We start from the raw sequence: 26367 nt of genomic DNA on the forward strand, positions 1-26367 counted from the left end.
GCTCCGGGGGTGGGGCTCGAACCCACGACAAACGGATTAACAGTCCGCTGCTCTGCCAACTGAGCTACCCCGGACCGGGACGAGCAGTCGAACCGTCGAACGTGCCCGGACGCGACGAGGAACGATACCGGCGCTGCGGCACGACGACCTGCATGGGCCGACCTGTACTGACGGATAGGTCCGTGGGCCGGGTGGGGATCGAACCCACGACCCAGCGATTATGAGTCGCCTGCTCTGACCACTGAGCTACCGGCCCGGCCGCACCGTACCCGCAGCGGCCGCCCACGGCGTGCGTGGACGGTCATGCCGAGAATGGCCAACAGACGTGCGTGGGTCTAGTAGGTTGCGCAGATTGCGCCGACGCGGCGTTCGAGGGGGAGTACCACCATGCAGAGATCCGATGCGCACAGAGTCGACACCGGAGACGACTCGAGACCTTCCATGGCCTGTCGCGGTCACCGCGACTGGTCGCATCGGACCGGGCGCCGCCTGGCCGTTGTGCTCTGCGCATTTGCCTTGATCGCCGCTGCCTGCGGCGGCACCGACGACAGCGACGCCGCCGACTCCGAGACGCCGGCGCCCGCCACCACCGAAGCGTCGCAGCCCGCATCGGTGACCACCGTGCCCGAAGCGCAGGAACAGGTCGCCCGCGACCGCGAAGCTGGGGAGGCCACTGGCACGGACACCCGGGAGGTCGAGACCGGCCCGGTCCACGGCGGCAAGCTGGTCTACGGCATCGAAGCGGACACTGCCAATCCGTTCGTCCACTACGCCTCGTCGTGCGCGATCAGCTGCCGGATGGTCTTCCGGGCTATCACCGACTCGCTGTACATCACCGATACCGACGGCGAAATCGTGCCCTACCTGGTGGAGTCGGAGGCGCATAGCGAGGACTACATGGAATGGACCCTCACGATCCGCGACGGCATCACGTTCCACGACGGCTCACCGCTCGACGGCGAGGCCGTTGCCTACAACATCAACCTGTGCCGTGTGAGCCAGCTCACCGGCCCGGCACTGCTCGGCATCGACAGCGTCGTGGGGGAGGGCCAGACGGTGACCGTCACGGCCAGCCCGGGCCAGCCGCTGGCGACCGGTCTCGCCCCGGCAGGCCGCGCGGAAGTTTGCGGTCAGATGTTCTCCAAGGCATGGATGGAGACGCTGCCGAACAATCCGCTGTACGTGTCGTCCACATCGCCGCTGACTGAGGAGATGAAGGAAGCAGCGCTGACCAACGCCGACGGCGATCCTTCCAAGCCGGTCGGGCTGGGTGCATTCAGGTTCGTGAGCTACACGCCGGGCCCCGGCAACAGCTTCATCGCGGAGCGCAACCCTGACTACTGGAGAGGCGAGAACGGCATTACCAGTGAGAATCTGCCGTACTTGGACGAGATCGAATTCGTGGTGGCGGTGGACATCCAGGGCCGGTCGAACGGCCTCAAGGCCGGCCAGTTCGACATCATCCATACCGCCAACGCCGACGAGATCGCCAAGTACATCGGTGACGACGATTTCGTGCTGCTGCAGGCCAACGACTACGGCGAAACCAGCCACAACCTCATCAACGTGGCTACTGGCGCGAATCCATGGCTGCAGGTGGTGCGAGGCGCCGCTGAGCCGATCCCGATGGATCCGCTGGACCTCAACGCCGCTAATCCGCTGGTGCATCTGAGCTGCCGCAAGTCACTGGCCCATGCATTCGACGGGGAACGCTTCGCGCAGGAGCGGCACCAAGGCTTGGTGACGGTCGCGAACGGACCGTTCCCGCCCGGCAGCATGGGCTACCTGGAGGACTCCGGCTACCCGGCCTACGACGTAGACGCGGCGCGCGCCGAATTCGAGCAGTGCAAAGCCGACAGCGGCCAGAACCCGGTGACCTTCGCATTCAACACCACCAATGACGCCTTCAACGTCGAGTCCAACGAGCTGATCGTGTCGATGTGGAAGGAGGTGTTCGGCGAGGAGCTGGCAGTGTCGATCGCGCCGATCGAGCAGGGCCAGTACATCAACCTTGCACTGGCCGGTGTGTTCCAGATGCAGGGGTGGCGCAACCACGGAGGCGTCGACCCGTCCGAACAGTGGTACTGGTGGAGCCCCTTCACGGCTAGCCCCGTGAACCCGCAGGTGCCGGAGCTGGCGCTCAACTTCGGGCGCTTCATGGATCCTGAGATTGCCGATGCGCTCAATGTGATCCGGCACGTCCCGGATCCCCAGGCCCGCAAGGCCGCCGCGGAGGCTGTCAACCGGGCGTTCGGCAAGAACGTCTGGAATCTCTGGACCTACTGGACGCTGTGGGGCATCATCGCCAACCCGCGAGTGCAGAACATCACCAATCTGCCGATTCCTGACAACGACGAGGACGCGTTCGCGGTGATCTCGGGCAAGCATCACCTGTCGCAGATCTGGTGCACTGACGGGAACTGCCAAGGCTGAGCGCGCCCGGCAGATCGCAGGAGTCGTCGTTGGTCGGCGCGCGCCAAGCCGTCCGCGACCAACTAGGTCGCATCATTCTGGCTGCGCTCGCGCTGACCGTGACTTGGGCCTGGTTCTGGCGGCCGCCGTTCAGCTGGACGTTCGCGGTGCTGATCGTGATCGGCACCGCGGGCGCGGTCGTCGCCGATCGAGACTTCGCGTTGCGGCGAATCGCCAGTGTGGTCCCCGTGCTGGTGGGCGTGTCGTTCGTGGTGTTCGCGCTGATGGCGAGCTTGCCCGGCGATCCTGCCATCAACATCTTGGGTCCTGCCGCCACTGCGGATCAGGTGGCGATCGTGCGCACAGAACTCGGCTTGGACGAGCCGTTCTTCAGTCGCTACGGCAACTGGCTGGGCGGGCTGTTGACCGGGGACCTCGGCAGCTCGATTGTGCTGCGCGAGGACATCGCGGACGGCATCTCACGCTCGCTCACGCCGACCTTGCAGCTGATGGCCTATTCGGTCGCCATAGCGCTGGCGACGGCGGTTCCGTTGGGCATCTGGGCCGGCTACCGGCAGGGCACCACGACCGACCGCAGCGTGAACAACGTGATGCTGGGCTTCTTGGCGACGCCCAACTACGTGCTCGCGGTGATGCTGGTGCTGTTCTTGGCCATCGGCGGACTCAGCGTGGCAGGCAACGAGATCGGATTCCGGGCCTTGCCGGCCGCCCGCTACATACCCTTCGGCGAGAACGTCGTGCTGCACTTCAAGCACATGGCGCTGCCGTCGCTGTCGCTGGCCATGGGCCAGGCAGCGGTGTTCATGCGCTTGCTGCGCTCCGACATGATTGCCACACTGCGCTTGCCGTTCATCGATTTGGCGCGCAGCAAGGGATTGCCGACGCGTCGCATCCTGTGGCGGCACGCGCTGCGGCCGTCCAGCTTCACGCTGCTGACCGTGGTGGGCCTGACCGTGGGCCTGCTCATCGGCGGAGCGCTGATCATCGAGTTCATCTTCACTATTCCCGGCGTGGGCGCGTACATCTTTCTGGGCGTCACGCAGCGCGACTTCATCGCGGTCCAAGGCGGCGTGCTGGTGATCTCCACGCTGTACATCGTGGTGCTCACCATGTCCGACTTCTTGTACTTGGCGCTCGACCCGCGGCTGCGCGGCGCAGAAGCAGCACGTCGTGCCTAAACGGCTGGGCATCTTCTTCTGGATTGCGGTGATCTATCTCTCCGTGCTCGCCTTCGCAGCAGTCTTTGCTGACCTCTTGCCGCTCAAGGACCCTTCGGCCACGTTCTCGGGAACATCGAAGCAGGGTCCGAGCCTCACACACTGGTTCGGCAATGACGGCGTCGGTCGGGACGTGTTCAGCCGGGTCATCTACGGCGCGCAAGTGAGCCTGGTGATCTCGACGGTGGGCACCGTGCTGGCGCTGGTGATCGGCGGCCTGCTGGGCATGGTCTCGGGCTACTACCGCGGCCGTGCAGACCGATGGCTCACCGCCACGCTGAATGCGTCGCTCGTGATTCCGCCGCTGATCCTGTTCTTGGCACTGGTGCTGTTCTTGGATTCGGAGGCGCAGCGGCGCATCTTCATCTTGATCTTCACGTTCGTGCTGCTGTCGATCGCGCCCATTGCTCGTGTAGTGCGTGCCGCCACCTTGTCGATCGCTCATCAGGACTTCGTGCTCGCGGCGCGCACCCTCGGGGCGCGTGACGGCCGGGTGCTCTTTCGCGAGGTGCTCCCCAATGTCGCACCGTCGCTGATCAGCTATGCGCTGATCATCATGGCCGGCTTGATCGTGGTGGAAGGTTCGGTGGCGTTTTTGGGCCTCAGCGTTCCGCCGCCCACACCCACTTGGGGTGACATGATCAACAAGGGCCGCACCAATCTCGACGTGGCTGCTCACATCAGCTTGATGCCGGCTGTCGTCATGTTCGTGACGGTGCTGGCGCTGAATTTCGTGGGCGACAAGCTGCAGCAGCACTTCGAGCCTCGGCAGGCGGTGCTGTGAGAGCCGGCCGGTCGTGAAGGAAGTCCGCTAGTGGCCGGCAGCGGCGACGCGCACCTGCGTTCGGAGGCGCTGCTGACTGCAAGGGACCTGACGGTGGAGTTCCCAGCAGCCGGAGGGCGGACGGTGCATGCGGTGTCCGGCTTGTCGCTCGACTTGACCCAAGGCGAGACGCTTGGACTCGTCGGCGAGTCCGGCTGCGGCAAGAGCACGACAGGCCGGGCGATCCTGCAGCTGCCGCGACCGAATGCGGGATCGGTGCGGGTCGACGGCCGAGAGCTGACCGAGCTGGACGACGACGCCATGCGCGCCGTGCGCCCGAAGCTGCAGATGATCTACCAGGACCCGATCTCGTCGCTCAACCCCAGGCGCCGCGTGCGCGACATTGTGGCTGAGCCCTTGCTGATCGCCGAGGAGAACCAAGCGCGTCGCTCTGCGGTGGCGGTGTGGCAGGAACGAATCGGTGCGCTGATGCACGACCTGTTTCGGCGCGCAGCTCGCCCTCTGCGCGTCGTGGGCTTGCTGGCTTCGGTGGCCTTCGTGCTGTGGATCGTGTCTGAGGCGGTCGAGGATCGTGCGGCTGAGCCGTGGCTGGGCTGGACCCAGGCGCCCGCCGCTGTCATCGGGTTCCCCGCGTTGGCCATCGCGCTCGCAGCAGCCGCAATCGGATTGGCGCTGGGCTTGGTCTGGGTGCTGCTCGCGCTGATGCTGCCCTTCGGGTTGATGTCGCGTGAGTTCGGCGACGTGTCCGGCGCGGTGGGCATTGCGGGCGTGCTGCTCACCGCAGGCGCGTGCGGGTTCTTGACGGTGCGGACGTGGTCCAGCTTCGGCGGATGGGCGCAGTGGCTGAACTCCGGTGCGCTGGTGCTGCTCACGGCTGCGTCGGTGCTGTGGCTCGCGGCGTCCCTCGACAAGCCGGAGCGGGCAGGTGCGGGCGGGATCGCCACGACCATCAGCGCCATGGTGGTGCTCCAGGTCTTCTACGTCGCCGGCTTGGACGGGGGCGCGAAGTTGTGGGTGCTTGTCGCTTCGATTGCGGTCGACGCGCTGCTGGGGCGGTGGGTGCTGCGGTGCTACCGGGTCAACCGTCAAGCCGAACGCGATCGGGCAGAACCCCGCGTCCGGGAGGTGCTCACCTACGTCGGCATCGACCCCGACGACGCCATGGACCGCCGGCCGTGGGAATTCTCCGGAGGTCAGGCACAACGGCTCTCTATCGCACGCGCACTGGTCAGCGTGCCGCAGATCCTCATCTGCGACGAGCCGGTCTCCTCGCTGGACGTCTCCGTGCAGGCGCAGATCCTCAATCTGCTCGGGGATCTCAAGCGGCGCATGGGCCTGACGATGGTGTTCATCGCGCATGACTTGGCAGTGGTCAAGAACGTGAGCGACCGGGTGGCGGTGATGTACCTCGGCAAGCTCTGCGAGGTCAGCGAGCCCGATGCGCTCTTCGACCAGCCGGCTCATCCCTATACCGAGCTGCTGCTGGAGGCGATCCCGCAGCCCGACCCGACCGCCGAGCTGGGGACTGCACGAATCGGCGGCGAGCTGCCGTCCCCGATGGACCCGCCGACCGGCTGCCGATTTCGCACGCGCTGTCCGCACGCCGTGCCGCGATGCACAACTGAGGAACCGAAGATGCGCGAGGTGGCGCCTGGACGCTACGTGGCCTGTCACGCCCCGCTGTTCGGCGAACCGGCACCCGAGCGAATCGAACCGGCCGCGGTCGCACAGGCTGCGCCGTGACCGACCGCTCGTTGGACGACCCAGTGCAGCATGCACTGCCCAACCCCGACGGTACGCGCGATTCGGCACTGCTCACCGTGGAGAGCCTGTACACCACATTCCACACGGCAGTGGGGCCGCTGCCGGCGGTCGACGGCGTCGAGTGGTCGCTGTATCGAGGTGCTCGACTGGGGGTGGTGGGGGAGTCCGGGTCGGGCAAGTCCGTGATGTCACGATCCATCATGCGGCTGCTGCCCAAGTCGAGAGTGACCTCGACGGGTGCTGTCAGCTTCGACGGCATCGACATGATGTCGCTTGGCCGCCGCGAACTGCTGGAGATGTGGGGTCCGCAGCTGGCGATGGTCTTCCAAGATCCGCTGGGATCGCTGAATCCGGTGATGAAGATCGGCAAGCAGGTGAGCGAGGGCCTGCGCGTGCATCGCGACCTGACCAAGCGCGCAGCCCGTGCCGCAGCGCTCGAACTGCTCGAAGAGGTGGGCATCCCCGAACCGCACCGCCGAATCGACGAGTACCCACACCAGCTCTCGGGAGGCATGCGCCAGCGCATCGTGATTGCCATCGCACTGGCGTGCAGCCCCCGCCTGCTGATCGCCGACGAGCCGACCACTGCGCTGGACGTCACGGTGCAGGCACAGATTCTGGACTTGCTGGAGGCGCAGCGGGCCGAGCGGGACATGTCGCTCGTGCTGATCACCCACGATCTGGGCATCGTTGCCGGCCGCACTGACGAAGTCATCGTGATGTACGCGGGCAGGATTGTCGAGCGCGCCCCGACGACGACGCTGTTCAGCGACATGAGGATGCCCTACACCGAGGCGCTGTTCCGCTCGATACCCAAAGTCACCGACGACAGCCACGCGCGCTTGGAGATCATCGGCGGCCAGCCGCCGCGGATGACCGATCTGTCGTCGGGCTGCAAGTTCGCTCCGCGCTGCAAGTACGCGCAGGACCTGTGCTACGCCGAGGAGCCGGCGCTCATGGAGGCCTCGCCGTCGGCGCAATCTCGACCAAGCACTGAGTCAGCCGCCGAGGCCATGCCAAGCGACGCGGCTGCGCATGTGTACCGCTGCTTCTACCCCGTGGGCAGCGACGAGGCGGACGAAGCGCTCGAGCGAAACATCGCTTCGGGGCGTGTCAGCGAATCTGGCATCGTCATCAGCGCTGCGCAGCAGCCCGCGTAGCCGACGCTCGCAGCAGCCCGAGCTGCCGCTTGGGCTTCTTCAGGAAGGTTCTTCGTCGTACCAGTCGTTCGCGTGGTGCAACAGGTAGTCGCAGATTTTGGTACACCGGTCGAAGGGCTCGCACATGTCGTCCTCGCCCTTGAGCAGCGACTGCAACGACAGTTCCCGGCGTGCCACGATGGTCAACGTTCGCTTGGCGGGGTCGGTGACCGAGGTGAGCGAGTCGATGGCCGACACCTCCACCGGCAGCGTCGTGCCGCCGAGTCCCGCCAAGTCAGTAGCGAGCACCAGCATGTCGGGGCTGTGATGCAGCGGCGGCATGGCCCAAGTGAACAGCAACGGCAGCCAGAACTCGTCTGGCGGCAGCTCGTCCTCGGGCGTGGCCCACAGGACCTCCTCGAATGACAGCATCGTTCGAGGATCGGCTTCCAGCGTGAGGTGCAGGTCGAGCGGTCCCCCGCAGGCTTCGGCCGGGTGCAAGTCGATCTCCCACGTCTGACGCAAGCTGTAGGTTTCGATGAACTGTCGTTCGTCGTGGATGTGAAAGCCGTGCGTATGGGCGTGGTCCTTCAGGCTTGCCACGTAGCCGGAGATGTCGATCGCTGCCATCGGGACGCTCCCCACGTGACGCCGGAGACGCTGCGCCGGAACAGTGTGCGGATGTTATAGCCGCGAGGTGACAGCCTTCGAGGCGATATGCCGAGTCGCGAAATACCGGGCCGTATGCCACCATGTGGCGCAATGAGGCTCACACGACATCGCCTCGCGTGAAACCGGCAGGCGACGACTGGCTGGCCATGCTGCGCCGCACTGCCGACGCAGTTGAGGCCGCACTCGCCGGATTCGACCGTTGGCGCGACGGCGGCGACCGCGCGGACCAGTACGCGCTCGACCAGGTTGCTGACGCGGCGGCGCTCGGGGTACTCGACGCGGCGGGCGTGGGGGTGCTGAGCGAGGAGTCCGGCTTGCGCGAAGGAGCGGGAGGCGAGACCGTCATCGTGGATCCGGTGGACGGCTCCACCAACGCCTCCCGTCGGCTGCCGCACTACTGCGTCAGCCTGTGCGTCGTGGACGGCTCAGCGCCTGTCGCCGGACTGGTTCGCCACCTCGTCACGGGCGAGGAATTCACTGCAGTTGCCGGCGAGGGAGCGCAGTGTGACGGCGCAGCGATCCGTCCGAGCAAGAGAACCACAGGTGAGCGAGCCGTTGTCGGTGTTTCGGGAAGGCCGGGGCCGCAACTGCAGGCCTGGCAGGTCCGCGTTCTGGGTTCGGCTGCGTTGGACCTGTGCGCAGTGGCATGCGGGCGACTCGATGCCTATGTGGACCTCAACGCCGATCACGGCGTCTGGGACTACGCCGCGGGAATCCTGATCTGCGCTGAGGCGGGTGCATGGATCGGCGAGGCGCGCGACCGGCAGCTCTTTCATCTCGACCACAGCCGGCGCCTCGGCCCTATGGCCGCAAGCTCCGCCGATTTGGCGGCCGTGCTCGGACACGGGGAGCCACAGCGTCGTGCCTTAGGCGACAGCTAGCCTGCAACGCTTGGCCGAGGGGGCGCTTAGCTCAGCTGGCGAGAGCACCTCCCTTACAAGGAGGGGGTCGCAGGTTCGAGTCCTGCAGCGCCCACCCGCCGCCCAACCGAAGAGAAAGTGCATGAGCCGATGAGACTCGACTGCGGTGATGCGTTCCCTGCGCTCTCGCTTCGCGACCTCGACGACCAGCGCGTCGACTTGCCCGGTGCATTCGGCGACGGCTGGGGCGTGCTGCTCGTCTACCGGGGTCACTGGTGACCCTACTGCCGTCAACAGTTGGTTGACTTCGACGGGGCGGGCCCGCTGCTGAAGATGATCGATGCCACCGCAATCGCATTCTCGGTGGACGACCGGGAGACGACGCGACAACTGGCCGGCAGCCTGCAGCTGCGTACCCTGCAGCTGCTCCACAGCGCCGATCCCGACGACATCGCCTCGATGACCGGTGCGTTCACCGAGCCCCGTCGGGGCATCCTTCACGCCACCGGCTTCATCTTGGCACCGGGTGGCGAAGTCGCCCAAGCCTGCTATTCCACCGGGCCCATCGGCCGCTTCACGGCCATGGACACGCTTCGCAGCATCCGCTTCGCCCAGAACTTGCAGCAGCAGCGCTAGCCGGCCAGCTCGGCATCGAGGGCCTCCACTGCGGTGTCCACGTCTGCTTCGCTGATGTCGAGGTGCAGCACCATGCGGGAGCGACCGAAGCGCCAGTCGACCAACACGCCGCGACCTTGGAGGCGCTTGGACAGCGTCGGATCATCGCGGTCGAGCCGAGCGAAAACCATGTTGGTGTCGCAGGCGGTGACGGTGATGCCGCTGATGGCATGCAGGCCGTCTGCCAGCCGCCGCGCATGGGCGTGATCGTCGGCGAGCCGGTCACGGTGGTGCGCCAGCGCGTACAGCCCGCCGGCGGCGACGATGCCGGCCTGGCGCATTCCGCCGCCGAGGAGCTTGCGCCACCGCCGCGCTCGCCCCACCAGTTCCTCGGTGCCGCAGAGCAGCGAGCCGACCGGAGCGCCCAAACCCTTGGAGAGGCACACCGAGACGGTGTCGAAGGGCTCTGCCATGGCTGCAGGCGACATGCTCAACGCCGCCGCCGCGTTCCACAGCCGAGCGCCGTCGAGGTGCATGCCCAGACCGTGCCGGTCGGCGACTTCGCGAGCTGCGGAGTGCTGAGCCGGCGTGAGCACCTTGCCGTCAATCGTGTTCTCCAAGGCCAACAGCCGGGTGCGGGCAAAGTGGGCGTCGTCGGGCTTGACGGCGGCATCGACGGCTTCGAGGTTCAGCATCCCGGTGTCGTCGGTCGGCACCGGCTGCGGCTGAATGCTGCCGAGCACGGCTGCACCCCCGCCTTCGTACATGTAGGTGTGGGCGTGATCGCCCACGATGTACTCATCGCCCCGCTCGCAATGTGCCAAGAGTCCACAGAGATTCGACTGCGTGCCGCTCGGCAGAAACAGCGCCGCGCGCTTGCCGAGCAGTTCAGCGGCGCGGTGCTCCAGCTCGTTGACGGTCGGGTCATCGCCCCAGACGTCGTCGCCCACCTCGGCCGATGCCATGGCGGCACGCATGCCGGGCGTCGGGCGGGTCACGGTGTCAGAGCGAAGGTCGATCACGAGGTTCAGCCTGCCATGCGACGGCGCCGGCGCCATGGCGCGGGCTCGGGCGCCCTTGGCATGTCGGCCTCAGCGAGCATGCCCTGACCTGACCTGCCGCCTGCCCGCGCTCGGGCAGCCTGCGTGCGTAGGGTGCAGTCATGAGCCATCCGGCACTGACAGACGAACTCATCAACCGAGTGACGTGGAAGATTCCGAATGCGCTCGCACTCGTCGGTTCGCGGGCGGGCGATGAGCGCAATGCCATGACGACGAGCTGGATCACTCAGTTGTCCATGGCGCCGGTGTTGATCGGTGTCGGCGTCGACAACACCGCAGTGACCCATCGACTCATCGAGTCTGGCGGATCGTTCACCGTCAACTTGTGGGATGCCGCCAACACGCGGCCGTTCGTGAAGTTCTCCAAGCCGGCGACCTACGAGGCTGCCGGCAACGGTGCCGGCGACAGCGAGGGCACAACGAGCGGCGCGCTCAATGGCTGGAGGGTGTACGAGGCCGCCACGGGCGCACCGGTGTTCGCTGACGCAGCGGCCTGGACGGACTGCGAGGTCCGCCAAAGCATGAATTTGGGCACGCACACGCTGTTCATCGGCGAGTTGGCAGCAGCCGGCATCAACCATGACGACGTACACATTGCCTCGATGTCGCACACGCGCATGAAGTACGGCGGGGTCAAGCGGCACTGAAGGCCCGCTCAGTTCGCTAGCGCCCGCCTCAGCGGCGGAGCGCACACGACCGTGCGCAAGAACTGTGGTTCGCCAACGAGCGGACGGGAACACCCATCCTGCGTCGGCTAGAGTTGAGCTGCCTGCTTGCGCTGTTGTCGCAACGGGCGACCAGCACCTGCCGCCTACCGAGGATCCTACGTGCCGAAAGTCAAAGACGACGCCATCTTGCTCGAAGGAAAGACCGTCGAAGCGCTCAAGGGAGGCCACTTCCGCATCGAGCTCGACAACGGCCGTGAGGTGCTGGGCCACCTGAGCGGCAAGATGCGCAAGCATCACATCCGGATCCTTCCCGGGGACCGTGTGCAAGTGGAAGTCTCGGCATACGACCTCAGCCGCGGCCGCATCACGTACCGCTACAAGTAGCCAAGCAGCCGAGATGACCGACACTCGTGATGCCTCGATGGTCGATGAATCTGCCGATGCTGCGATCATGCGGGTCGATGCCGCAATCGACGGACTGCTCGCTTCGTGCGACCCCGCCCACAGCAGCTACGGAGAGTTCCGAGCCGCGCAGTTCGACGCCGGCCTCGCGTGGGTGCATTTCGACGAAGGCCACGGAGGCCTGGGCGTCAGCCCCAAACTGCAGCGCCGAGTAGAGGAACGGCTGCGCAAGGCGGGCGCCCCGCCCATGAGGCCGATCATGTTCTTCATGCACCTCGCCGGACCGACCATCCACACCCACGGCGACGAAGCGCTCAGGCAGCGCTACCTGCGGCCAATGTTCACCGGCGAGGAGCTGTGGTGCCAGCTCTTCAGCGAGCCAGGCGCCGGCAGCGACTTCGCCGGCTTGGCGGCTCGGGCGGTCGCAGACGGCGACGAGTGGGTGGTGAACGGCCAGAAAGTCTGGAACACGCTGGCTCATCTGGCCGACTACGGGATGCTGGTGACTCGCAGCAATCCTGACGTGCCAAAGCACCGGGGACTCACGTATTTCGCGCTCGACATGAAGCTGCCGGGCGTGGAGGTGCGACCGCTGCGCCAGATCACCGGCGAAGCCGAGTTCAACGAGGTGTACTTGACCGACGTGCGCATCGCCGATGCCGATCGCATCGGCGATGTCGGCGACGGCTGGCGAGTGGCGTTGACCACGCTGATGAACGAGCGCAACGCCATCGGGGCAGGCGGTGGCGGCCAGGCCAAGCGAGCCTCTGGACCGATCTCGGTGCTGGTCAAGCTGTGGCGCCGGCGAGCAACTGCCGATCGCGACGCCGCCGCCCGGGACCGACTGACGAAGCTGTGGACCCGAGCTGAGGTGTTGCGCCTCACGAACCTGCGTGCAGGCGCCAACAGACGCAAGGGCAACCCTGGACCCGAGATGTCGATCGCGAAGCTGGCGTCAGCCGAACTCAACCAGGATCTGATGACCTGCGCGGTCGACCTGATGGGCGCGGAGGGACTCGTCGGCTACGACTACACGTGCCGACGTCCAGAGAACCTGACCGTGGACGGATCCGACGGCGGCATCCAGCACGGCTTCCTGCGCGTGCGCGCCAACTCCATCGAGGGCGGCACCTCGGAGATCATGCGGAACATTCTGGGCGAGCAGGTTCTGGGGCTGCCCGGCGAGCCGCGGCTTGACAAGGATGTGCCCTGGATCGACGTCCCTCGCAACTGACAGCTGCGACGCGCTGGCGTCGGCCGCTGTGCCGGCCTTCTTGGGCTGGCCTGTTGGGGGGGCTCTTGGCGCTCAGCTCTTGGCTTCGGCCAGCATGTCTTGCACGAGCAGGCTCAGGTCGCCCATCGGGGGGATCAGCTCCAGCCGCTCATACACCTCCGGCGGCGGGTAGATGCCCGGATCGGAGAGAATCTCCTCCGAGATGTACGGCGTCGCAGCCTCGTTCGGGCTGCCGTAGTAGGTGAAGTTCGTCAGCGCAGCACCGTTCTCGGCATCGAGCAGGAAGTTGATCATCGCGTGGGCGGAGCACACGTTGTCGGCATTGCGCGGGATGGCCATGGTGTCCACCCAACGGACGCCGCCTTGGACGGGAATCGTGTACACGTGCGTGTCGTACGCCTCGGTGTCGGAGAACGACTGGGCGAAGCCGCCGCTCCAGCCGTGCGACACGTCCACCTCGCCGTTGACGAGGTCGTCGCCGTAGGTCACCGAGTCGTACTTGACCAGTCGGTCGTGGGTCGCCTTCAGCAGCTCGCCGGCCTGACGGATTGCGTCCTCGTCGCCGGACTCGATGGTCTCGGTGATGCTGTAGCCCAAGTACTTGAGCGCGGCAGACACGGCTTCGGGCGCGTCGTCGAGCATCGAAATGCCGCCGGGAACCTGTGCCGCCGTGTCGGCGTCGAAGATGACCGCCCACGTCGACTCGCCGCCCAGCGTCTCGAGCATCTCCTGGGTCATGCCGATACCGGTCGTGCCCCACTGGTAGGCCGCGTGGTACCGATGCTCGGGGTCGAACGGCGGGTTCTTCCACTCGTCGCCGACGTTGGAGAAATTCGGGATCGCGTCGTAGTTGAGCGGCAGCAGCAGGTCCTCTTCGATCATCAGCGCGACCATGTAGTCCGACGGCACGACCAAGTCGTAGATGGCCGCCTCCGACTCGACCTGGCTGAGCATCTGCTCGTTGGAGTCATAGACGGTGTAGTCCACGCTGATGCCGGTCTCTTCTTGGAACGCCGCAAGCAGATCCTCGTCCATGTAGTCAGCCCAGTTGTAGAACGCAAGATCGCCGTCAGTCTCACCCGGCTCGCAATCGGCAGCAGTGTTGTCGCTGCCTCCCGAGCCGCATGCGGCGACCAGCAGTGCCACCGTCGCTGCGAATGCCAGCCAACGCACACGGTGCTTCGGCGCCGCGAGCTTCGTATGGCTGTTCATGGTTCCTCCCCTGTGGGTGCAATGAATGAGCGCAGCGAATGTCTCTGCGCTGCTCACAGTAGTGCCTGCGCGGCCGGTACGCGAACAGCCAGAAGCGCAAGGGACCGGGCCGTGCCTCGATGTCAGTTGCCGGCGACCCAGAGGCGCCGGCGTCATCGTGTGGTGCTGCCGCGGCGCTGCAGCGACAGCGACGCCATCACCAACGTGATCGAAGCAGCCAGCATCAGCGTGGAGATGGCATTCAGCTCGGGAGTGACGCCCTGACGGATGGTGCTGAACACGTAGACGGGCAGCGTGGTTGCACCCGGTCCGGCGGTGAATCCTGAGATGACGACATCGTCGAGGGACAGCGTCAGCGCCAGGAGTGCGCCCGCAGCGATGCCGGGCGCAATGAGCGGCAGCGTGATCCTCGTGAAGGTGCGCCACGGCGATGCGTAGAGATCACGCGCTGCCTCCTCCAGCGTCCGGTCGAACTGGTCGAGACGAGCGCGCACCACCACGGCGACGAACGAAATGCTGAAGGCGATGTGGCTGAGCGCCACGGTGGTGATCCCCAAGGTGAGCCTCGGGCCGATCGCGTCGATGAGCTTGAACGCCTCCGCGAAGAAGACGAGCAGCATGACGGCCATGGTGATGTCCGGGATGACGATGGGCAGGTACAAGGTGCCGTCGAGTGCTCGCCGTCCCCGGAATCGGTAACGGTCCAGCGCCAGTGCTACCGCCGTGCCCAGCAGCGTCGACACGACGGTCGAGCTGATCGCGACGATGAGCGACACGCGCAGCGCGCTGATGACTTGCGAGTTGCCGAAGACCTCGCCGTACCAACGCGGCGACAGTCCCTGCCACACATTGACCCGCTCTGAGTCGTTGAACGAGAACACCACCAGCACAGCGATCGGCACGTACAAGAACGCGAACACCAGCCAGGCGTTCGCCTTCAGCAGGTACCGCGCCAGCCTTCCGGCGCTGAGGGAGTTCGCCGGTTGCACGGTCAGGCGCCGCTCACGGCGCGAAGCCTTGGGTTCGCTCGGCGCGAGCGGCGTGCCGCTGGTTGAGCGCGACGGCAAGGAGCATGGCCACGATGATCAGCACGCTGAGCGCGGCGCCCAGCGGCCAGTTGCGGGCAGCTTGGAACTGGCGGGCGACATAGGAGCCGAGCAGCAGCGTCTTTGCTCCGCCGAGAATCTCCGGCACCACGTAGGCGCCGAAGCTCGGAACGAACACCAGTATCGTGCCCGCCACGATTCCCGAGCGCGTGAGCGGTACGGTCACGCGCCAGAATGCCTTGGCGCCGCTGGCATACAGGTCGCGGGCGGCTTCTACCAAACGCCAGTCCATGCGTTCGAGCGCCACGTAGAGCGGCAGCACCATGAAGGTGAGGAACCCGTACACCATGCCCAGCACCACGGCCGTGGGGGTGAACAGGATCCGAAACGTTCCCCATCCCATCGCCTCGCTCAGCGCCGAGGCCGGGCCGTTGGAGCCGAGGAGGAACCGGATGGCGAAGATGCGCACCAGCCCGTTGGTCCAGAAGGGGATCATCACCAGCACCAGCAGCCTGGCGCGCAGGCGCGGCGGACGAGTGGCCAAGTAGTACGCGAACGGATAGGCCACCACCAAGCAGAGCGCGGTGGTGAGCGTGGCGAGCCACGCCGAGCGGGCGATGACGCCCAGGATCACGTCGTCGGCGAGGCGCTCGTAGGCGTCCACGTTCCAGCCGCTCAACGAGGTTCGGCCCGTGGACGTCCGCGTTGCAAACGAGTACACCGTGATGAGCCCCAGCGGCGCAACGAAGAACACCCCCAGATACAGCGCGCCGGGCGCCGCGATGAGCGTGCCAGTCCGGCGTCTTCTTCGCTGGATGGCTGCCTCATCGGGCGACTCCGCCGGCGGGGCAGCGGGCTTGGCCTGTCGGTCCGACGAACGGCTCGCGCTATGCCGCCGCAGCATCAGTCCGTCACGACCGTGGTGGTGTCGGGCCGCCAGCTGACCGAGACCGGCTCGCCCGCGGCGAACGCCGCCGAGCCGATTGCGGCTCGGACGGTGATGACCTCGGGGCTTGCTTCGGCGCCGGATTGCCGGCGTCGACCTGTCTGATCGAGCGTCACCGTGTACACGTAGGCATGGCCGAGGTAGGTGGCATCGGCGACGATGCCGTCGAGGCTGGGCGCATCGCAGGGCGCGTCGCCGACGCGGTGCAGCTGCATCTGTTCGGGGCGCACGCTCAGAGCTACAGCTGTGCCTGCCGCCACGTCGTTCGCCGCAGTCACCACGCCGCCTGATCGGAGGCGGATCTCCGACGGTCCCAGCGTGGTGCCGTCGAGCAGGTTGGTGCGACCGATGAAGTCCGCCACGAAGCGATTGGCGGGATGCTCGTAGACCTGCGCGGGCGTCCCGACCTGGAGCAGTCTGCCTCGGGACATGACGCCGACTCGGTCGCTCATGGCCAGCGCCTCTTCTTGATCGTGGGTCACGAACACGAACGTGATGCCCACTTCACGCTGCAAGGCCTTCAGCTCGCCTTGCATCTCATGGCGCAGCTTCAGGTCCAGCGCTCCCAGTGGTTCGTCCAGCAAGAGCACCTTGGGCTGATTGACCAGCGCCCGCGCCAAGGCCACCCGCTGCTGCTGCCCGCCTGAGAGCTGCGACGGCCGGCGGTGCTCCATGCCTTCGAGCTGCACCAGCGCCGTCGCCTCGGCCACTTGGCGTTCAGCGTCGCGCCCGCGGATGCCGCGCATCGACAGCCCGAAGGAGATGTTCTGTGCAACCGTCATGTGAGGAAACAAGGCGTATGCCTGGAACACGGTGTTCACCGGTCGGCGGTCGGGCGGCCAGGCGGCGACTTCCTCGCCGAAGATGAGCAGGCTGCCGTGCGTCGGTATGTCGAGCCCGGCAATCATCCGCAGGGTCGTGGTCTTGCCGCACCCGGAAGGACCCAACAGCGCGAAGAACTCGCCGTCGCCGATGCGCAGGTTGATGCCGTCCACGGCCGTGACGTCCCCGAAGCGCTTGGCGATGCCGCGCAGTTCCACAGCCGGCGCGCCGGCGGCGCTGACTCTCGCCGCGGTGCTGTCGCTCACGTGCGTCCCAGCGGCGTGACCGGCACGCCGGCGCGCACTGCTCGGGTGCAGATGAAGTCGTGGGCGATGGTGGCTGCAGCGAGTGCGGTGATCTCTGACACGTCGTAGGCGGGCGCCACCTCCACCACGTCCATCCCGACGACCTCAACCGACGCGAGCCCGCGCACGATCTCCAGCGCTTGGGCCGTGGTCAGCCCGCCTGCTACGGGCGTGCCGGTGCCTGGTGCAAAGGCAGGGTCCAAGCAGTCGATGTCGAAGGTGAGGTACGCACGGCGGTCTCCTACCCGCTCTCGCACGACCTCGAGCACGGCGGCGGGGCCGTTGCGGTGTACCCACGGCGCGCCGAGCACCGCGAAGCCGAAGTCCTGTTCATTGTGCGTCCGAATGCCGATCTGCACCGACGCGTGAGGATCGATGATGCCCTCCCGCAGTGCCCGCAGGAACATCGAGCCGTGGTCGAGCCGGCCGTCCTCGTCAGGCCAGGTGTCGGGATGTGCGTCGAAGTGGATGAGCGACAACGGCCCGTACCGTGCTGCGTGCGCCCGCAGCATCGGGTAGGTGACGAAGTGGTCGCCGCCGAAGGTCACCGTGAGTACACCGTGGTCGAGGAGCGCCGCGCAGTGGGCCTCGATCCGCCCTACGGCTTCGGCTGGGTGGCCGTAGTCGATGAAGCAGTCTCCGTAGTCGGCGACGGCGAGATGCTCGAACGGGTCGAAGCCAAACGGGTAGGCGTCCAGCTCGGCCAGACCTGTCGAAGCTGCCCGGATGGCACGAGGTCCTAGGCGCGCGCCGGGACGATTGGACGTGGCCATGTCGAAAGGGATGCCCGAAACCACGATGTCGGCATCGGCGATGTCTCGGGTGTAGCGGCGACGCAGGAACGACAGCGTTCCGCCGTAGGTCATCTCGGGCGCACGCCCGGTCAGCTGCGAGGCGCGAAACGCCTGATCGCCGGCGAACGCAGTGTCGGCGCCTGCTGACAAGCCCTTGCCGCTCGGCTGCGTTGTCGAACCGTCGTTCATGTGTCGCGAAGGCGTCGCCGCAGCGAGCGGTTCACGGCCGAGTCGCCAGACGGGGGTTGCGCCACATGATCAGCGCAGCCCAGCTGTCGGTGGCGGGGTCGCTGAGGTAGTTCGGCAGCCCGCACACCGCCTCGAAGCCGTTGTCGATCTGGAAGCTCAGCGTTCGGTCGTACAGTTCGCCTGCCCGCACGCGGGCGATGTACTCGTCGGCGCTCATCTCCGCCTTGTGGTCGGCGTAGCCGGGCATGACGCCGCCGGCCACGATGCCCTCGAGTCCGAGATCGACGCAGACCTGCTTGCGCAGCTCGTACAGCTCGCCGCCGATGCCACGGCGGCGGTACTCGGGTCGGGTGGCGATGCTGGTGCCGTAATACCATCGGCCGGTCCGGAGGTGGCCGCTGCCGCTGTGGTCGCTGGGCACGATGTCGGCGATGGTGTGCAGCGGATCGTCCGGATCGAAATTGCAGCGGATGCCGACGCCCATCGCGACCAGGCGGTCGCCGTCGAAACCGGCAAAGCAGCCCTCGGGGAAGTCACGCGCCAGCTGATCGAACGCAGACTCGTCGTAGAGATCGTGCGGGTCGGCAGTCGGGTGGCTCGACAGCTCCAAGGCCTCGAGCTCAGCGGCCCAAGCCGGCTGGATCTGGGCATAGCGCAGGCCCGACTGCTTGCCCACCGATACCGCGTCGATGTGGCGCATTGGCAGCATCCCCTCCGGTACATCGGCATCCGGCAGCCTCAGCCGATAGTACAAGTGGCTGAAGTGGGCTGTTGACTCAACTAGCTTGCGCGCCATGGCACGCCTCGTCGGTGACCGTGCGGCAGCTCTCCGGTCGGCGTCGACGGTGCCGCTGTGGATCGACCGGCTCGAACCATCCGTCGCGCACCGTGCAGGACTCGAGGCCGACCTGGATGCAGACGTCGCCATCGTCGGCGGCGGGTTCAGCGGATTGTGGACTGCGTATTACCTGAAGCGTCTGGCACCGGCGCTGCGGGTGGTCGTCATCGAGCGGCACCACTGCGGATTCGGCGCCTCGGGTCGCAACGGCGGCTGGGCCATCGGGGAGCTGGCCGGCTCATATGCCGACTATGCACGGCGTTCGAGTCGAAGCGGATCTCCGGGTGATTCCCTGCGTCTGATGCGAGCGATGTTCGACGCAGTCGACGAGATCGGTCGGGTCGCTGCGGCCGAATCCATCGACTGCGACTACGCCAAGGGCGGCACCATCCGAGTCGCTCGAACCGCGCCGCAGGCGCAGCGACAGACTGCCGAAGCCGCTGAGGCCCAACGTCTCGGGCTCACCGAGGACGAATTCCGTCTGCTCGGCCCCGACGAGGCGTGTGAACAGCTGAATGCCACCGGCGTCCGCAGCGGCATCTTGGTGGGTCCCTCGGCAGTGGTGGACCCCGCCAAGCTGGCGACCGGGCTGGCCCGGACGGTTGAGCAGTCTGGCGTGGAGATCTATGAGCAGACCCGAGCAACCGCCATCGGCACGGCTGCACTGCAGGTGGTGCCGAACGCCCAAGACCGGGCACCGAGCAGCCGGCGCGTTCATGCGCCGGTGATCGTGCGGGCAACCGAGGCGTACACCCGAGACCTGCGAGGCTCGCGGCGGGAACTCTTGCCGGTGTACTCGCGCATGATCGCTACCGAGCCCCTGCCCGACGAGTTCTTCGATGACATCGGCTTGGCCGCGCGCCCGAGCTTCGCTGACGATCGTCGCATGGTCACCTACGGCCAGCGGACCGCCGACAACCGCATTGCGTTCGGCGCGACCGGCGTGCCCTACAGCTTCGGCTCGCGGATCAAGCCTTCGATGGAGGAACATCTGGGCATGCATCGGCGAATCTGGCGCATCCTGGCCGAGATGCTCCCGCAGCTGAACGACGTCGGCATCACGCACCGCTGGGGAGGTGCGCTGGGCATTCCCCGCAACTGGCTGCCTGGCGTGCGCTTCTGCCCGCAGACCGGGCGGGGCACGCTCGGCGGTTACGTCGGCGAGGGCGTGGCCGCGTCCAATCTCGCGGGCCGCACGCTGGCTGAGCTGATCGCCGGATGCAACACCGATCGCACCCGTCTGCCGTGGGTGGGGGTCAGCTCGCGACGCTGGGAACCCGAGCCGCTGCGCTGGCTGGGCGTGCGCTCCAGCCGGGCACTGCTGGGCGTGGCTGACCGACGCGAGCTGCGTTCGGATCGACCGGATCGCGTCGCATCAGGCATCGCGCGGGCGCTGCGCGGCGGCCACTGAACGGGCCGGCACAGCTCGGGTCAACCCGGTCGCTGCCGATCTGATCCGACTGCGTCGAAGCGCAGTCTGTAGGCATCGCCGTCACGCTCCATGATCCCGCCGGTCGGTGCGCCGAAGTGCGTCCCGATCAGGAGCGTCTCGCCGTCGGCCCAGTCCGGAAAGACCCGATGGCGCGTGGCTCGCGCCTCCTCAGGGTCGGTGTCGAACATCGAGCTGAGCTCCGGGTCCGCCAGCTGCAGGGGCGAATGCACCATGTCGCCGGTGATGACGGCTCGCTTGCCGCGGGAGGCAATCAGCACGGACACGTGTCCGGGTGTGTGGCCCGGAGTCGACCAGAACGACACTTCGTCGCATATCCGGTGGTCGGCAGCGACCATGCGGGCGAGGCCCGCATCGACGATGGGCTGCACTGAATCGCCGAAGACGTCGTCGCCGAAGAGATCCTCTGTCTGGGACCAGTGGTCGAACTCGGCGCGGCAGAACAGGTAGTGCGCATTCGGGAACGTCGGCGCCCACTCGCCGTCCACCAGCCGAGTGTTCCAGCCCACATGGTCTACGTGCAGATGCGTACACACCACATGGGTCACGGTCTCGGGCGGGAAGCCCGCATCGGCGAGATCGTCCAGGAAGGGACCCTGCTGTTGGTGCCAGAGGGGATGGGAACGCTGCTTGTCGTTGCCGACGCAGGTGTCGACGGCAATGCGGTGAGGCCCGGCCTCGATGATGCAGCAGTGAATCCGCTGGCGCAGGAAGCCCTCCTCGGTCACGAAGTGAGGGCGCAGCCAACCAGCAGCGTCCGCCCGGGCGAGCACGTCGGCCTTGGACACCCCGCGGTAGAGAAAGCGCGGCGACGTCGGCGTGTCTGATTCCGAGATCGACGTGATCGTGACGTCGCCGACCCGCCAACGCAGCGGCACCGGCCGGCCACCGGCCTCGTTCACGGCTGACGCCCGACGTAGGCCAAGTAGCGGTGCGCTATCGGGGCGTCGTCCGCGATCGGCACCTCGTCGCCGATCAGTCTCCATCTTCGCGCGGTCTCGCCCAGTGACTTGACGCGGGCGAGACTGACCTCGCACAGATCGTCCGGCAGGTCGAGCGAGGTCCCGCAGGCTTGCGCCAAGTCCCAGGCATGGGTCAGCGGGTCCCACTGCACCATGGCCAAGAACTCCTCGAAGCTCATCGAACCGAACCAGTAGTCGTCTTCCCGACCGAGGTCTGCACCGGCCAGCGCTGCCAACACGCCGTCACGAGTGGTGACCCAGCGACCGGCAGGGTCGTCGGTCTCTGCTGCCATCTGCGGTCTGTTCACTACACCGCTGCGGGCGACTTCGGCGAGTGCGTCGAGCACGCCGCATTGGTGTCGCAGCAGCTGCTCCGCATTCCAGTCCGCACACGGAGTGTCGTTGTCCCATGCATCATCGGGCACCGCCGCGACCACTGCATCGAACAGCTCCACAGCGCGCGTGAAGTTCGTGACGGTTTCGCTCATGGCGCCTGCATGCTCCTGACGTTCTCGGGCAGCTCTGGGGACGGTGCGACGGGGACGTGGTTGGTGCTCAGTCGTCATCCACGAGGTTGACACGCAAGCCGGCGAGCGCAACCTGACTGTCGTTCACGTAGCACTCGCAGCGGTGAGCGGCGGCCAGAACCGACTCGCGATCAGTGGTGGACACATCGATGCCGCCGAGGCCTTCGCCGCGTCCGTCCGTCTCAGGCACGAACCTGAGCGTGGCATTGTCGAGCCGGATCGTGGGGTGGCCGGCGGCGTCGGCGTCAAGGTCGACTTGGGCAATCTCGCTCCAGCGTTCGGCCAGGCGATCGGGTTCGGGGCTTTGCAGCTCTGCTGCTGCGATCCCGTTCACCCGATCAACGCACACGTAGGGTTCCCAGTTGGTCCCTGCGGGCGTCCAGGCACCTCCGACGGCATCGCCGCCGGGTCCGGTCATCTGATCCATCTCGAAAAACGAGCCACCCGTGTCGGCCGGATGCAACTGCATGCCGACATGGCCCTGATCGGCGTGGTTCATCTCGAAGGCGATGCGGATGCCCAGCCGCTCGACGTGCGCGCGCCGAGCACTCACGTCGCTGACCTGCGTGATGACCATGTAGCCGGTGTCGCCGCTGCGCCGTTGCTGATAGCGACCGGCCGCAGTCTCGGGTCGCGTCGGCGTCACGCATTCGAGAAACTGCGTGCCGATCGGCCACAGCACGTTTTTGAGGCCGAAGACGCCGACGCCTGGATCGGTGAAGCAGGGCTCGACGCCGAGCACGCTCTGGACGTCTGCCGCGGTCCGAGCAAGATCGGCGGTGGTCACGGCGATTTGACGAAGGCGCATCCACATGGCGGTCACCCTAATCGCCCGGCGGCGAGCCATTCGAGTCTGGTGTCTGCGACGATGTCGGCACAGCGTCGGACGGCGGACGGGACCGTGTTCGCCAGCGGTCCAGCAGTCGGTTCAGCTCAGCACCGGCGAGCAGTCCCATTGCCAGCAAGTAGAGCCACAGCAGCAGGCTGAGGGCACCGCCGAGGAGCCCGAACACCGCGTTCACGTCGTTCGAGGCCAAGCGGAGGTACGCACCGAAGCCACCCGAGACCGTCAGCCACCACACGGTGGCGAGCAGTGCGCCGGGGATTTCGCTGCGCCAAGGCAGCTTGTGCAGCGGCGCGATGCGATACACGGTGGCCGCCCAGGCGATCACCACGATCACCACCACGGGCCATCGCAGCCAGTCCCAAGCGGCGCTGAATGCCGATCCTGCCCCGAGTCGGTCGGCGAGATCGGCGCCGCTGCCGAGCAGCGGTCCGACGACCACCATGGCGGCGACTGCGGTCGCCGCGAGCAGCGTGAGGAACGTCAGCGCGAAGCCGACGAGCCGGGTGGACAGCCAGCTCCGCCTGCCGTGGTGGCCGCGGGAGACGTTCAGTGCTCGCACGACGGCCACGAAGCCGCGTGATGCCGCGTACGCGGCGACCGCCACACCAACTGTCACCACTCGGGCGTCTGAGCGGGCGAAGAGCTCTGCCACTGCTGCGTCCAGCGCGCTCTGGTCGCCGAAGGTGTCGCTGATGCGTTCGAGCAGCCATTCCTCGGTGCCGGTCGCCGCGCTCTGTCCGATCAGCACGTCCAGCGAGCCCAGCAGCGCAGCGAACACGATGACTGCGGGGAAGAGTCCCAAGAGTGCGAAGAACGCGATCTCCGCCGCGAGGCCCGCTATGCGGTGCTGGGTCCAGTCGTGCCGAACCTCGTTCGCGAGCCGCGTGGCATCGCGGGCCACCGAGCGCCACCGCGCCGTCGGCGTCGTCGCCATGTCACGACGCTGCAGCGGGCGCACGGGGCGGCGTCGGGGGACGTTGCCGGCGCGGCGCTAGCTCGGCTGCGCGCGCAATCAGGCCCCGACGATCGATCTTGGCGGTCGAAGCCAGCGGGATTTCGTCGATGAACCAGACGTAGCGCGGGTGCGCATAGGCCGGCCCGTTGGCGAGCGCGTACTGCTTGACGTCCTCGACGGTGAGCGTGCTGCCGGGTGCCAGTCGTACGAACGCCGCCGGAAGCTGGCCCTTCAGCTCGTCAGGAACGGGGACGACGACAGCCTGATGCACGGCCGGGTGCCGTTCGAGCAGCTGTTCGACCGCATCAGGGTAGATGTTCTCGCCTGCGCAGACGAACATGTCGTCGACTCGGCCCACGAAGTAGTACCAGCCGTCGTCATCACGCGTCATCAGATCGCCGGTGTGGTACCAGCCGTCGGTGAGTCGCTCGGCGGTCGCTTCGGGCAGGCGGTGATAGCCGGCCATGACGCCAGGCGACCGCACCCAGAGCTCGCCCGCGTCGGCATCGGCACCGGTGTCGGGGTCGACCAGCCGCAGCTCCACGCTCGGGTGCTGGTGTCCGACGGAGATCGCAGGCCGCGGCGTGCCGTCGGGATGGGGGCCGAATGCCAGCACCGCTTCGGTGGTGCCGTAGCCGTTGGACACGACAGCCTGGGGAAGCAGGCGCTGCACGTCGTCGTGCAGCGCCTCAGTGAGCGGTGCCGAGCCGATGAACGCGCGTTGCACGCTCGACAGGTCCGGCAGCTCGTGGCCGGCTGCTGCTCTCGCTGCGATCTCGGCGGTGACCAAGGCGAACATCGTGGGAACGCCTGAGCACATCGTCACTCGGTGCTGCTCGATGGCTTCGACGTAGCTCGCGGCGCTGAACTGCGGCAGCAGCACGACGGTGCCTCCGCTGGCGAATGCCAGCTTGGAGGACATCGATGCGTTCTTGTGATAGAGCGGCGCCGACACCAGCATCACCTCGCCTGGCATCGCGGCGCCGTACTCGAGCACCGTGAAGGTGATGTTGCGGTGCGTCAACAGGACGCCCTTGGGACGTCCGGTCGAGCCGGAGGTGTAGATGTGGACGGCAATGTCGTCGTCGTCGACTGCGGCCGGCGCCGTCAGCGGTTCGTGGCTGCACAAGGCGTCCCATTCGGCACTGCCGATGACGATGCTGGGCACCGCGGGCGGCACCAACGGCGCATGCTCTGCATCAGCGATGACCGTGTGTACGTCGGCGTCGTCGAGGATGTACGACAGCGAGTCGGCGGGAAGCCGAGTGTTGAGCGGCACGAAGACCAGCCCCGCCGCCGGGGCGCCGAACATCACGTCGTAGTACTCGCCGCAGTTCGCCGCGAGCAGCCCGACACGTGTGGACGGTTCCATGCCTCGGGCCAGAAGGCCGGTGCCGAGCCGCAGCACACGGTCCGACATCTGCGCAGCGGTGGTGTGACGCGGCACCGCTGCGGATCGGTCGATCAGCACCACGGCGTCGCCGTCGGGGGCGCGCTCCAGCAGCTCAGCGACGTTCATCGCGACTGCAGGCTAGAGCCACGGTTCGTGGTCAGGCTGCGGCCGGCCGTGCCGAGACGGCAGTGCCGGCATCGTGGCGTTGTGGCGGTGGCCACGCAGCTAGCTGGTGCCGAGCAGCGCCATGGCGACGATGTAGACGGCCAGCAGGAGGGCGCCTTGGACGCGTCCGGCGCGCCGGCCCTTCAGCACGCCGAGATACGCCAGCACCGCCACTACGGTCATGGCAGCGATGCCGAGGCCGGTCAGCGACGGCGAGCCGATGGCGCCGGCACCCACCAGCCCCATTGCCCCGCCGACGGCGAAACTGTTGAAGACGTTGGAGCCGAACAGGTTGCCGACGATCAGCTCGGCATGGCCCTTGCGCGCGGCTGCCACGACGGTGGCCAGCTCGGGCAGGGATGTCCCGAGCGCCACGACGGAAAAGCCGATGAAGCCGCCGGACAGACCCCACCGGTCGGCGAGATCGGTTGCACCCTGCACAGCCAGCTGCGCTCCGACGAGCACGCCGGCGAGACCCGCCGCAGCCCGCATCAGACTGCGCAGCGGCTGCTCCGCGTCGGACGCGTCGGCCGGCGGATCCACGCCGGGCGCGGGGGCATCGCGCGAGCTGCCGATGAGCCAGACCAACGTGAAGCCCATGAGCACGGCCAGTGCTCCGCCTTCGAACCGCGTGAGGTCGCCGTCCACCACCAACAACGCGAACACCGCTGTGGACGCGACCGACCACGGAACATCTCGCCAGAGTGCCGTGCGAGCGAACGGGATGGGCATGAGCAGCGCAGCCACGCCCAGACCGAGGCTGAGATTGGCCACATTCGAGCCCACGATGTTGCCCACGCCGATGTCGGGCTCGCCGTTGAGAGCAGCCAAGGAGGACACCACCATCTCCGGAGCAGAGGTGCCGAAGCCCAGCACCACGGCACCGATCACCGCAGGCCGGATGCGCAGCGCAGTCGCCAGACGCGACGCTCCTGCCACGAAGTGATCGCCGGCGGCCACCAACAGCACCAAGCCGGCCGCCAGCGCGAGCAGCGACCAGATCATCGAGGCCACATCGTTATCGAAGCCATGTCATCAGGAGGCCACGTCGTCGACATCAGGAGCGC

The 26367-nt window shown here is 67.0% G+C and carries 26 protein-coding genes and 3 tRNA genes; 13 read left to right on the forward strand and 16 right to left on the reverse strand.

Annotation, left to right across the window (positions count from 1 at the left end):
* Position 1: 1 nt before the first annotated feature.
* Positions 2–74: transfer RNA gene (locus ACOGI4_RS09210), tRNA-Asn, on the reverse strand.
* A gap of 109 nt (positions 75–183) precedes the next feature.
* Positions 184–256: transfer RNA gene (locus ACOGI4_RS09215), tRNA-Ile, on the reverse strand.
* Positions 257–387: 131 nt separating this feature from the next.
* Here ACOGI4_RS09215 and ACOGI4_RS09220 point away from each other — a divergent pair.
* The 5 genes from ACOGI4_RS09220 to ACOGI4_RS09240 are packed head-to-tail and all read left to right on the forward strand — an operon-like array spanning position 388 to position 7358.
* Positions 388–2433 carry an ABC transporter substrate-binding protein gene (locus ACOGI4_RS09220; RefSeq protein ID WP_419841376.1) on the forward strand — a complete coding sequence of 682 codons (2046 nt, stop codon included), beginning with the start codon at positions 388–390 and terminating at the stop codon, positions 2431–2433.
* A 29-nt stretch (positions 2434–2462) separates the two neighbouring features.
* Entirely contained in the window at positions 2463–3611 is a 1149-nt protein-coding gene (locus ACOGI4_RS09225; protein ID WP_419841377.1) for an ABC transporter permease, read from the forward strand.
* A complete protein-coding gene (locus tag ACOGI4_RS09230; protein ID WP_419841378.1) occupies positions 3604–4434 on the forward strand; it encodes an ABC transporter permease in 831 nt (276 codons plus the stop codon). Before ACOGI4_RS09225 ends, ACOGI4_RS09230 begins: the two co-directional genes overlap by 8 nt.
* A 30-nt stretch (positions 4435–4464) precedes the next feature.
* The gene (locus tag ACOGI4_RS09235; RefSeq protein WP_419841379.1) at positions 4465–6177 is read left to right on the forward strand and encodes an oligopeptide/dipeptide ABC transporter ATP-binding protein; all 1713 of its coding nucleotides are present in this window, start codon (positions 4465–4467) and stop codon (positions 6175–6177) included.
* Complete coding sequence (locus ACOGI4_RS09240) at positions 6174–7358, forward strand: ABC transporter ATP-binding protein (protein ID WP_419841380.1); 1185 nt, start codon at positions 6174–6176, stop codon at positions 7356–7358. Before ACOGI4_RS09235 ends, ACOGI4_RS09240 begins: the two co-directional genes overlap by 4 nt.
* 39 nt (positions 7359–7397) lie before the next feature.
* Here ACOGI4_RS09240 and ACOGI4_RS09245 read toward each other — a convergent pair whose 3' ends face one another.
* Complete coding sequence (locus tag ACOGI4_RS09245) at positions 7398–7967, reverse strand: hypothetical protein (RefSeq protein ID WP_419841381.1); 570 nt, start codon at positions 7965–7967, stop codon at positions 7398–7400.
* A gap of 158 nt (positions 7968–8125) precedes the next feature.
* On the opposite strand from ACOGI4_RS09245, the gene ACOGI4_RS09250 reads away from it, so the two are divergent.
* From ACOGI4_RS09250 to ACOGI4_RS09265, 4 genes are all read left to right on the forward strand, one after another.
* Positions 8126–8890 carry an inositol monophosphatase family protein gene (locus ACOGI4_RS09250; RefSeq protein ID WP_419841382.1) on the forward strand — a complete coding sequence of 255 codons (765 nt, stop codon included), beginning with the start codon at positions 8126–8128 and terminating at the stop codon, positions 8888–8890.
* Positions 8891–8910: 20 nt separating this feature from the next.
* A tRNA-Val gene (locus ACOGI4_RS09255) sits at positions 8911–8984 on the forward strand.
* A gap of 35 nt (positions 8985–9019) precedes the next feature.
* Positions 9020–9148, forward strand: coding sequence for a hypothetical protein (locus tag ACOGI4_RS09260; protein ID WP_419841383.1), 129 nt, complete (start codon positions 9020–9022; stop codon positions 9146–9148).
* A gap of 18 nt (positions 9149–9166) precedes the next feature.
* On the forward strand, positions 9167–9505 hold the full coding sequence (locus ACOGI4_RS09265; RefSeq protein ID WP_419841384.1) for a hypothetical protein: 339 nt from the start codon (positions 9167–9169) through the stop codon (positions 9503–9505).
* On the opposite strand, the gene ltaE is transcribed toward ACOGI4_RS09265, so the two are convergent.
* Positions 9502–10506, reverse strand: coding sequence for a low-specificity L-threonine aldolase (gene ltaE / locus ACOGI4_RS09270; RefSeq protein ID WP_419841385.1), 1005 nt, complete (start codon positions 10504–10506; stop codon positions 9502–9504). The genes ACOGI4_RS09265 and ltaE overlap by 4 nt on opposite strands.
* Positions 10507–10646: 140 nt before the next feature.
* Between ltaE and ACOGI4_RS09275 the strand changes: the two genes are divergently transcribed.
* The 3 genes from ACOGI4_RS09275 to ACOGI4_RS09285 all read left to right on the forward strand — a co-directional run bounded on the left by ACOGI4_RS09275 (position 10647) and on the right by ACOGI4_RS09285 (position 12849).
* A complete protein-coding gene (locus ACOGI4_RS09275) occupies positions 10647–11192 on the forward strand; it encodes a flavin reductase family protein (RefSeq protein ID WP_419841386.1) in 546 nt (181 codons plus the stop codon).
* A gap of 180 nt (positions 11193–11372) precedes the next feature.
* A complete protein-coding gene (infA, locus tag ACOGI4_RS09280) occupies positions 11373–11597 on the forward strand; it encodes a translation initiation factor IF-1 (protein ID WP_419841387.1) in 225 nt (74 codons plus the stop codon).
* 13 nt (positions 11598–11610) lie between these two features.
* Positions 11611–12849 carry an acyl-CoA dehydrogenase family protein gene (locus ACOGI4_RS09285; RefSeq protein ID WP_419841388.1) on the forward strand — a complete coding sequence of 413 codons (1239 nt, stop codon included), beginning with the start codon at positions 11611–11613 and terminating at the stop codon, positions 12847–12849.
* Between the two features lie 72 nt (positions 12850–12921).
* On the opposite strand, the gene ACOGI4_RS09290 is transcribed toward ACOGI4_RS09285, so the two are convergent.
* The 6 genes from ACOGI4_RS09290 to ACOGI4_RS09315 form a co-directional block, all read right to left on the reverse strand.
* The gene (locus tag ACOGI4_RS09290; protein WP_419841389.1) at positions 12922–14061 is read right to left on the reverse strand and encodes an ABC transporter substrate-binding protein; all 1140 of its coding nucleotides are present in this window, start codon (positions 14059–14061) and stop codon (positions 12922–12924) included.
* 152 nt (positions 14062–14213) lie between these two features.
* Positions 14214–15050, reverse strand: a complete 837-nt coding sequence (locus tag ACOGI4_RS09295; RefSeq protein ID WP_419841390.1) for an ABC transporter permease — start codon at positions 15048–15050, stop codon at positions 14214–14216.
* Positions 15051–15063: 13 nt separating this feature from the next.
* Positions 15064–16011: an ABC transporter permease gene (locus tag ACOGI4_RS09300; protein ID WP_419841391.1), complete on the reverse strand. Its 948-nt coding sequence runs from the start codon at positions 16009–16011 to the stop codon at positions 15064–15066.
* On the reverse strand, positions 16011–17141 hold the full coding sequence (locus ACOGI4_RS09305) for an ABC transporter ATP-binding protein (RefSeq protein ID WP_419841392.1): 1131 nt from the start codon (positions 17139–17141) through the stop codon (positions 16011–16013). Before ACOGI4_RS09305 ends, ACOGI4_RS09300 begins: the two co-directional genes overlap by 1 nt.
* Positions 17138–18046, reverse strand: a complete 909-nt coding sequence (gene speB / locus ACOGI4_RS09310) for an agmatinase (protein WP_419843125.1) — start codon at positions 18044–18046, stop codon at positions 17138–17140. Before speB ends, ACOGI4_RS09305 begins: the two co-directional genes overlap by 4 nt.
* A gap of 148 nt (positions 18047–18194) precedes the next feature.
* The gene (locus tag ACOGI4_RS09315; protein WP_419841393.1) at positions 18195–18959 is read right to left on the reverse strand and encodes a GNAT family N-acetyltransferase; all 765 of its coding nucleotides are present in this window, start codon (positions 18957–18959) and stop codon (positions 18195–18197) included.
* Between ACOGI4_RS09315 and ACOGI4_RS09320 the strand changes: the two genes are divergently transcribed.
* Positions 18958–20412, forward strand: coding sequence for an NAD(P)/FAD-dependent oxidoreductase (locus ACOGI4_RS09320; RefSeq protein ID WP_419841394.1), 1455 nt, complete (start codon positions 18958–18960; stop codon positions 20410–20412). The genes ACOGI4_RS09315 and ACOGI4_RS09320 overlap by 2 nt on opposite strands.
* A 20-nt stretch (positions 20413–20432) precedes the next feature.
* On the opposite strand, the gene ACOGI4_RS09325 is transcribed toward ACOGI4_RS09320, so the two are convergent.
* The 6 genes from ACOGI4_RS09325 to ACOGI4_RS09350 form a co-directional block, all read right to left on the reverse strand.
* Positions 20433–21353, reverse strand: coding sequence for an MBL fold metallo-hydrolase (locus tag ACOGI4_RS09325; RefSeq protein ID WP_419841395.1), 921 nt, complete (start codon positions 21351–21353; stop codon positions 20433–20435).
* A complete protein-coding gene (locus tag ACOGI4_RS09330; protein ID WP_419841396.1) occupies positions 21350–21901 on the reverse strand; it encodes a TIGR03086 family metal-binding protein in 552 nt (183 codons plus the stop codon). Before ACOGI4_RS09330 ends, ACOGI4_RS09325 begins: the two co-directional genes overlap by 4 nt.
* Before the next feature lie 67 nt (positions 21902–21968).
* Entirely contained in the window at positions 21969–22754 is a 786-nt protein-coding gene (locus ACOGI4_RS09335) for a hypothetical protein (protein ID WP_419841397.1), read from the reverse strand.
* Between the two features lie 10 nt (positions 22755–22764).
* Positions 22765–23721 (reverse strand): YihY/virulence factor BrkB family protein, encoded by a 957-nt coding sequence (locus tag ACOGI4_RS09340; protein WP_419841398.1) that lies wholly within the window; start codon positions 23719–23721, stop codon positions 22765–22767.
* 1 nt (position 23722) lies between these two features.
* Complete coding sequence (locus ACOGI4_RS09345) at positions 23723–25261, reverse strand: class I adenylate-forming enzyme family protein (RefSeq protein ID WP_419841399.1); 1539 nt, start codon at positions 25259–25261, stop codon at positions 23723–23725.
* Between the two features lie 99 nt (positions 25262–25360).
* Complete coding sequence (locus tag ACOGI4_RS09350) at positions 25361–26305, reverse strand: calcium/sodium antiporter (protein WP_419841400.1); 945 nt, start codon at positions 26303–26305, stop codon at positions 25361–25363.
* Positions 26306–26367: the final 62 nt, after the last annotated feature.

This window comes from Candidatus Poriferisodalis sp. (assembly GCF_965205175.1).
Taxonomy (GTDB): domain Bacteria; phylum Actinomycetota; class Acidimicrobiia; order Acidimicrobiales; family Poriferisodalaceae; genus Poriferisodalis.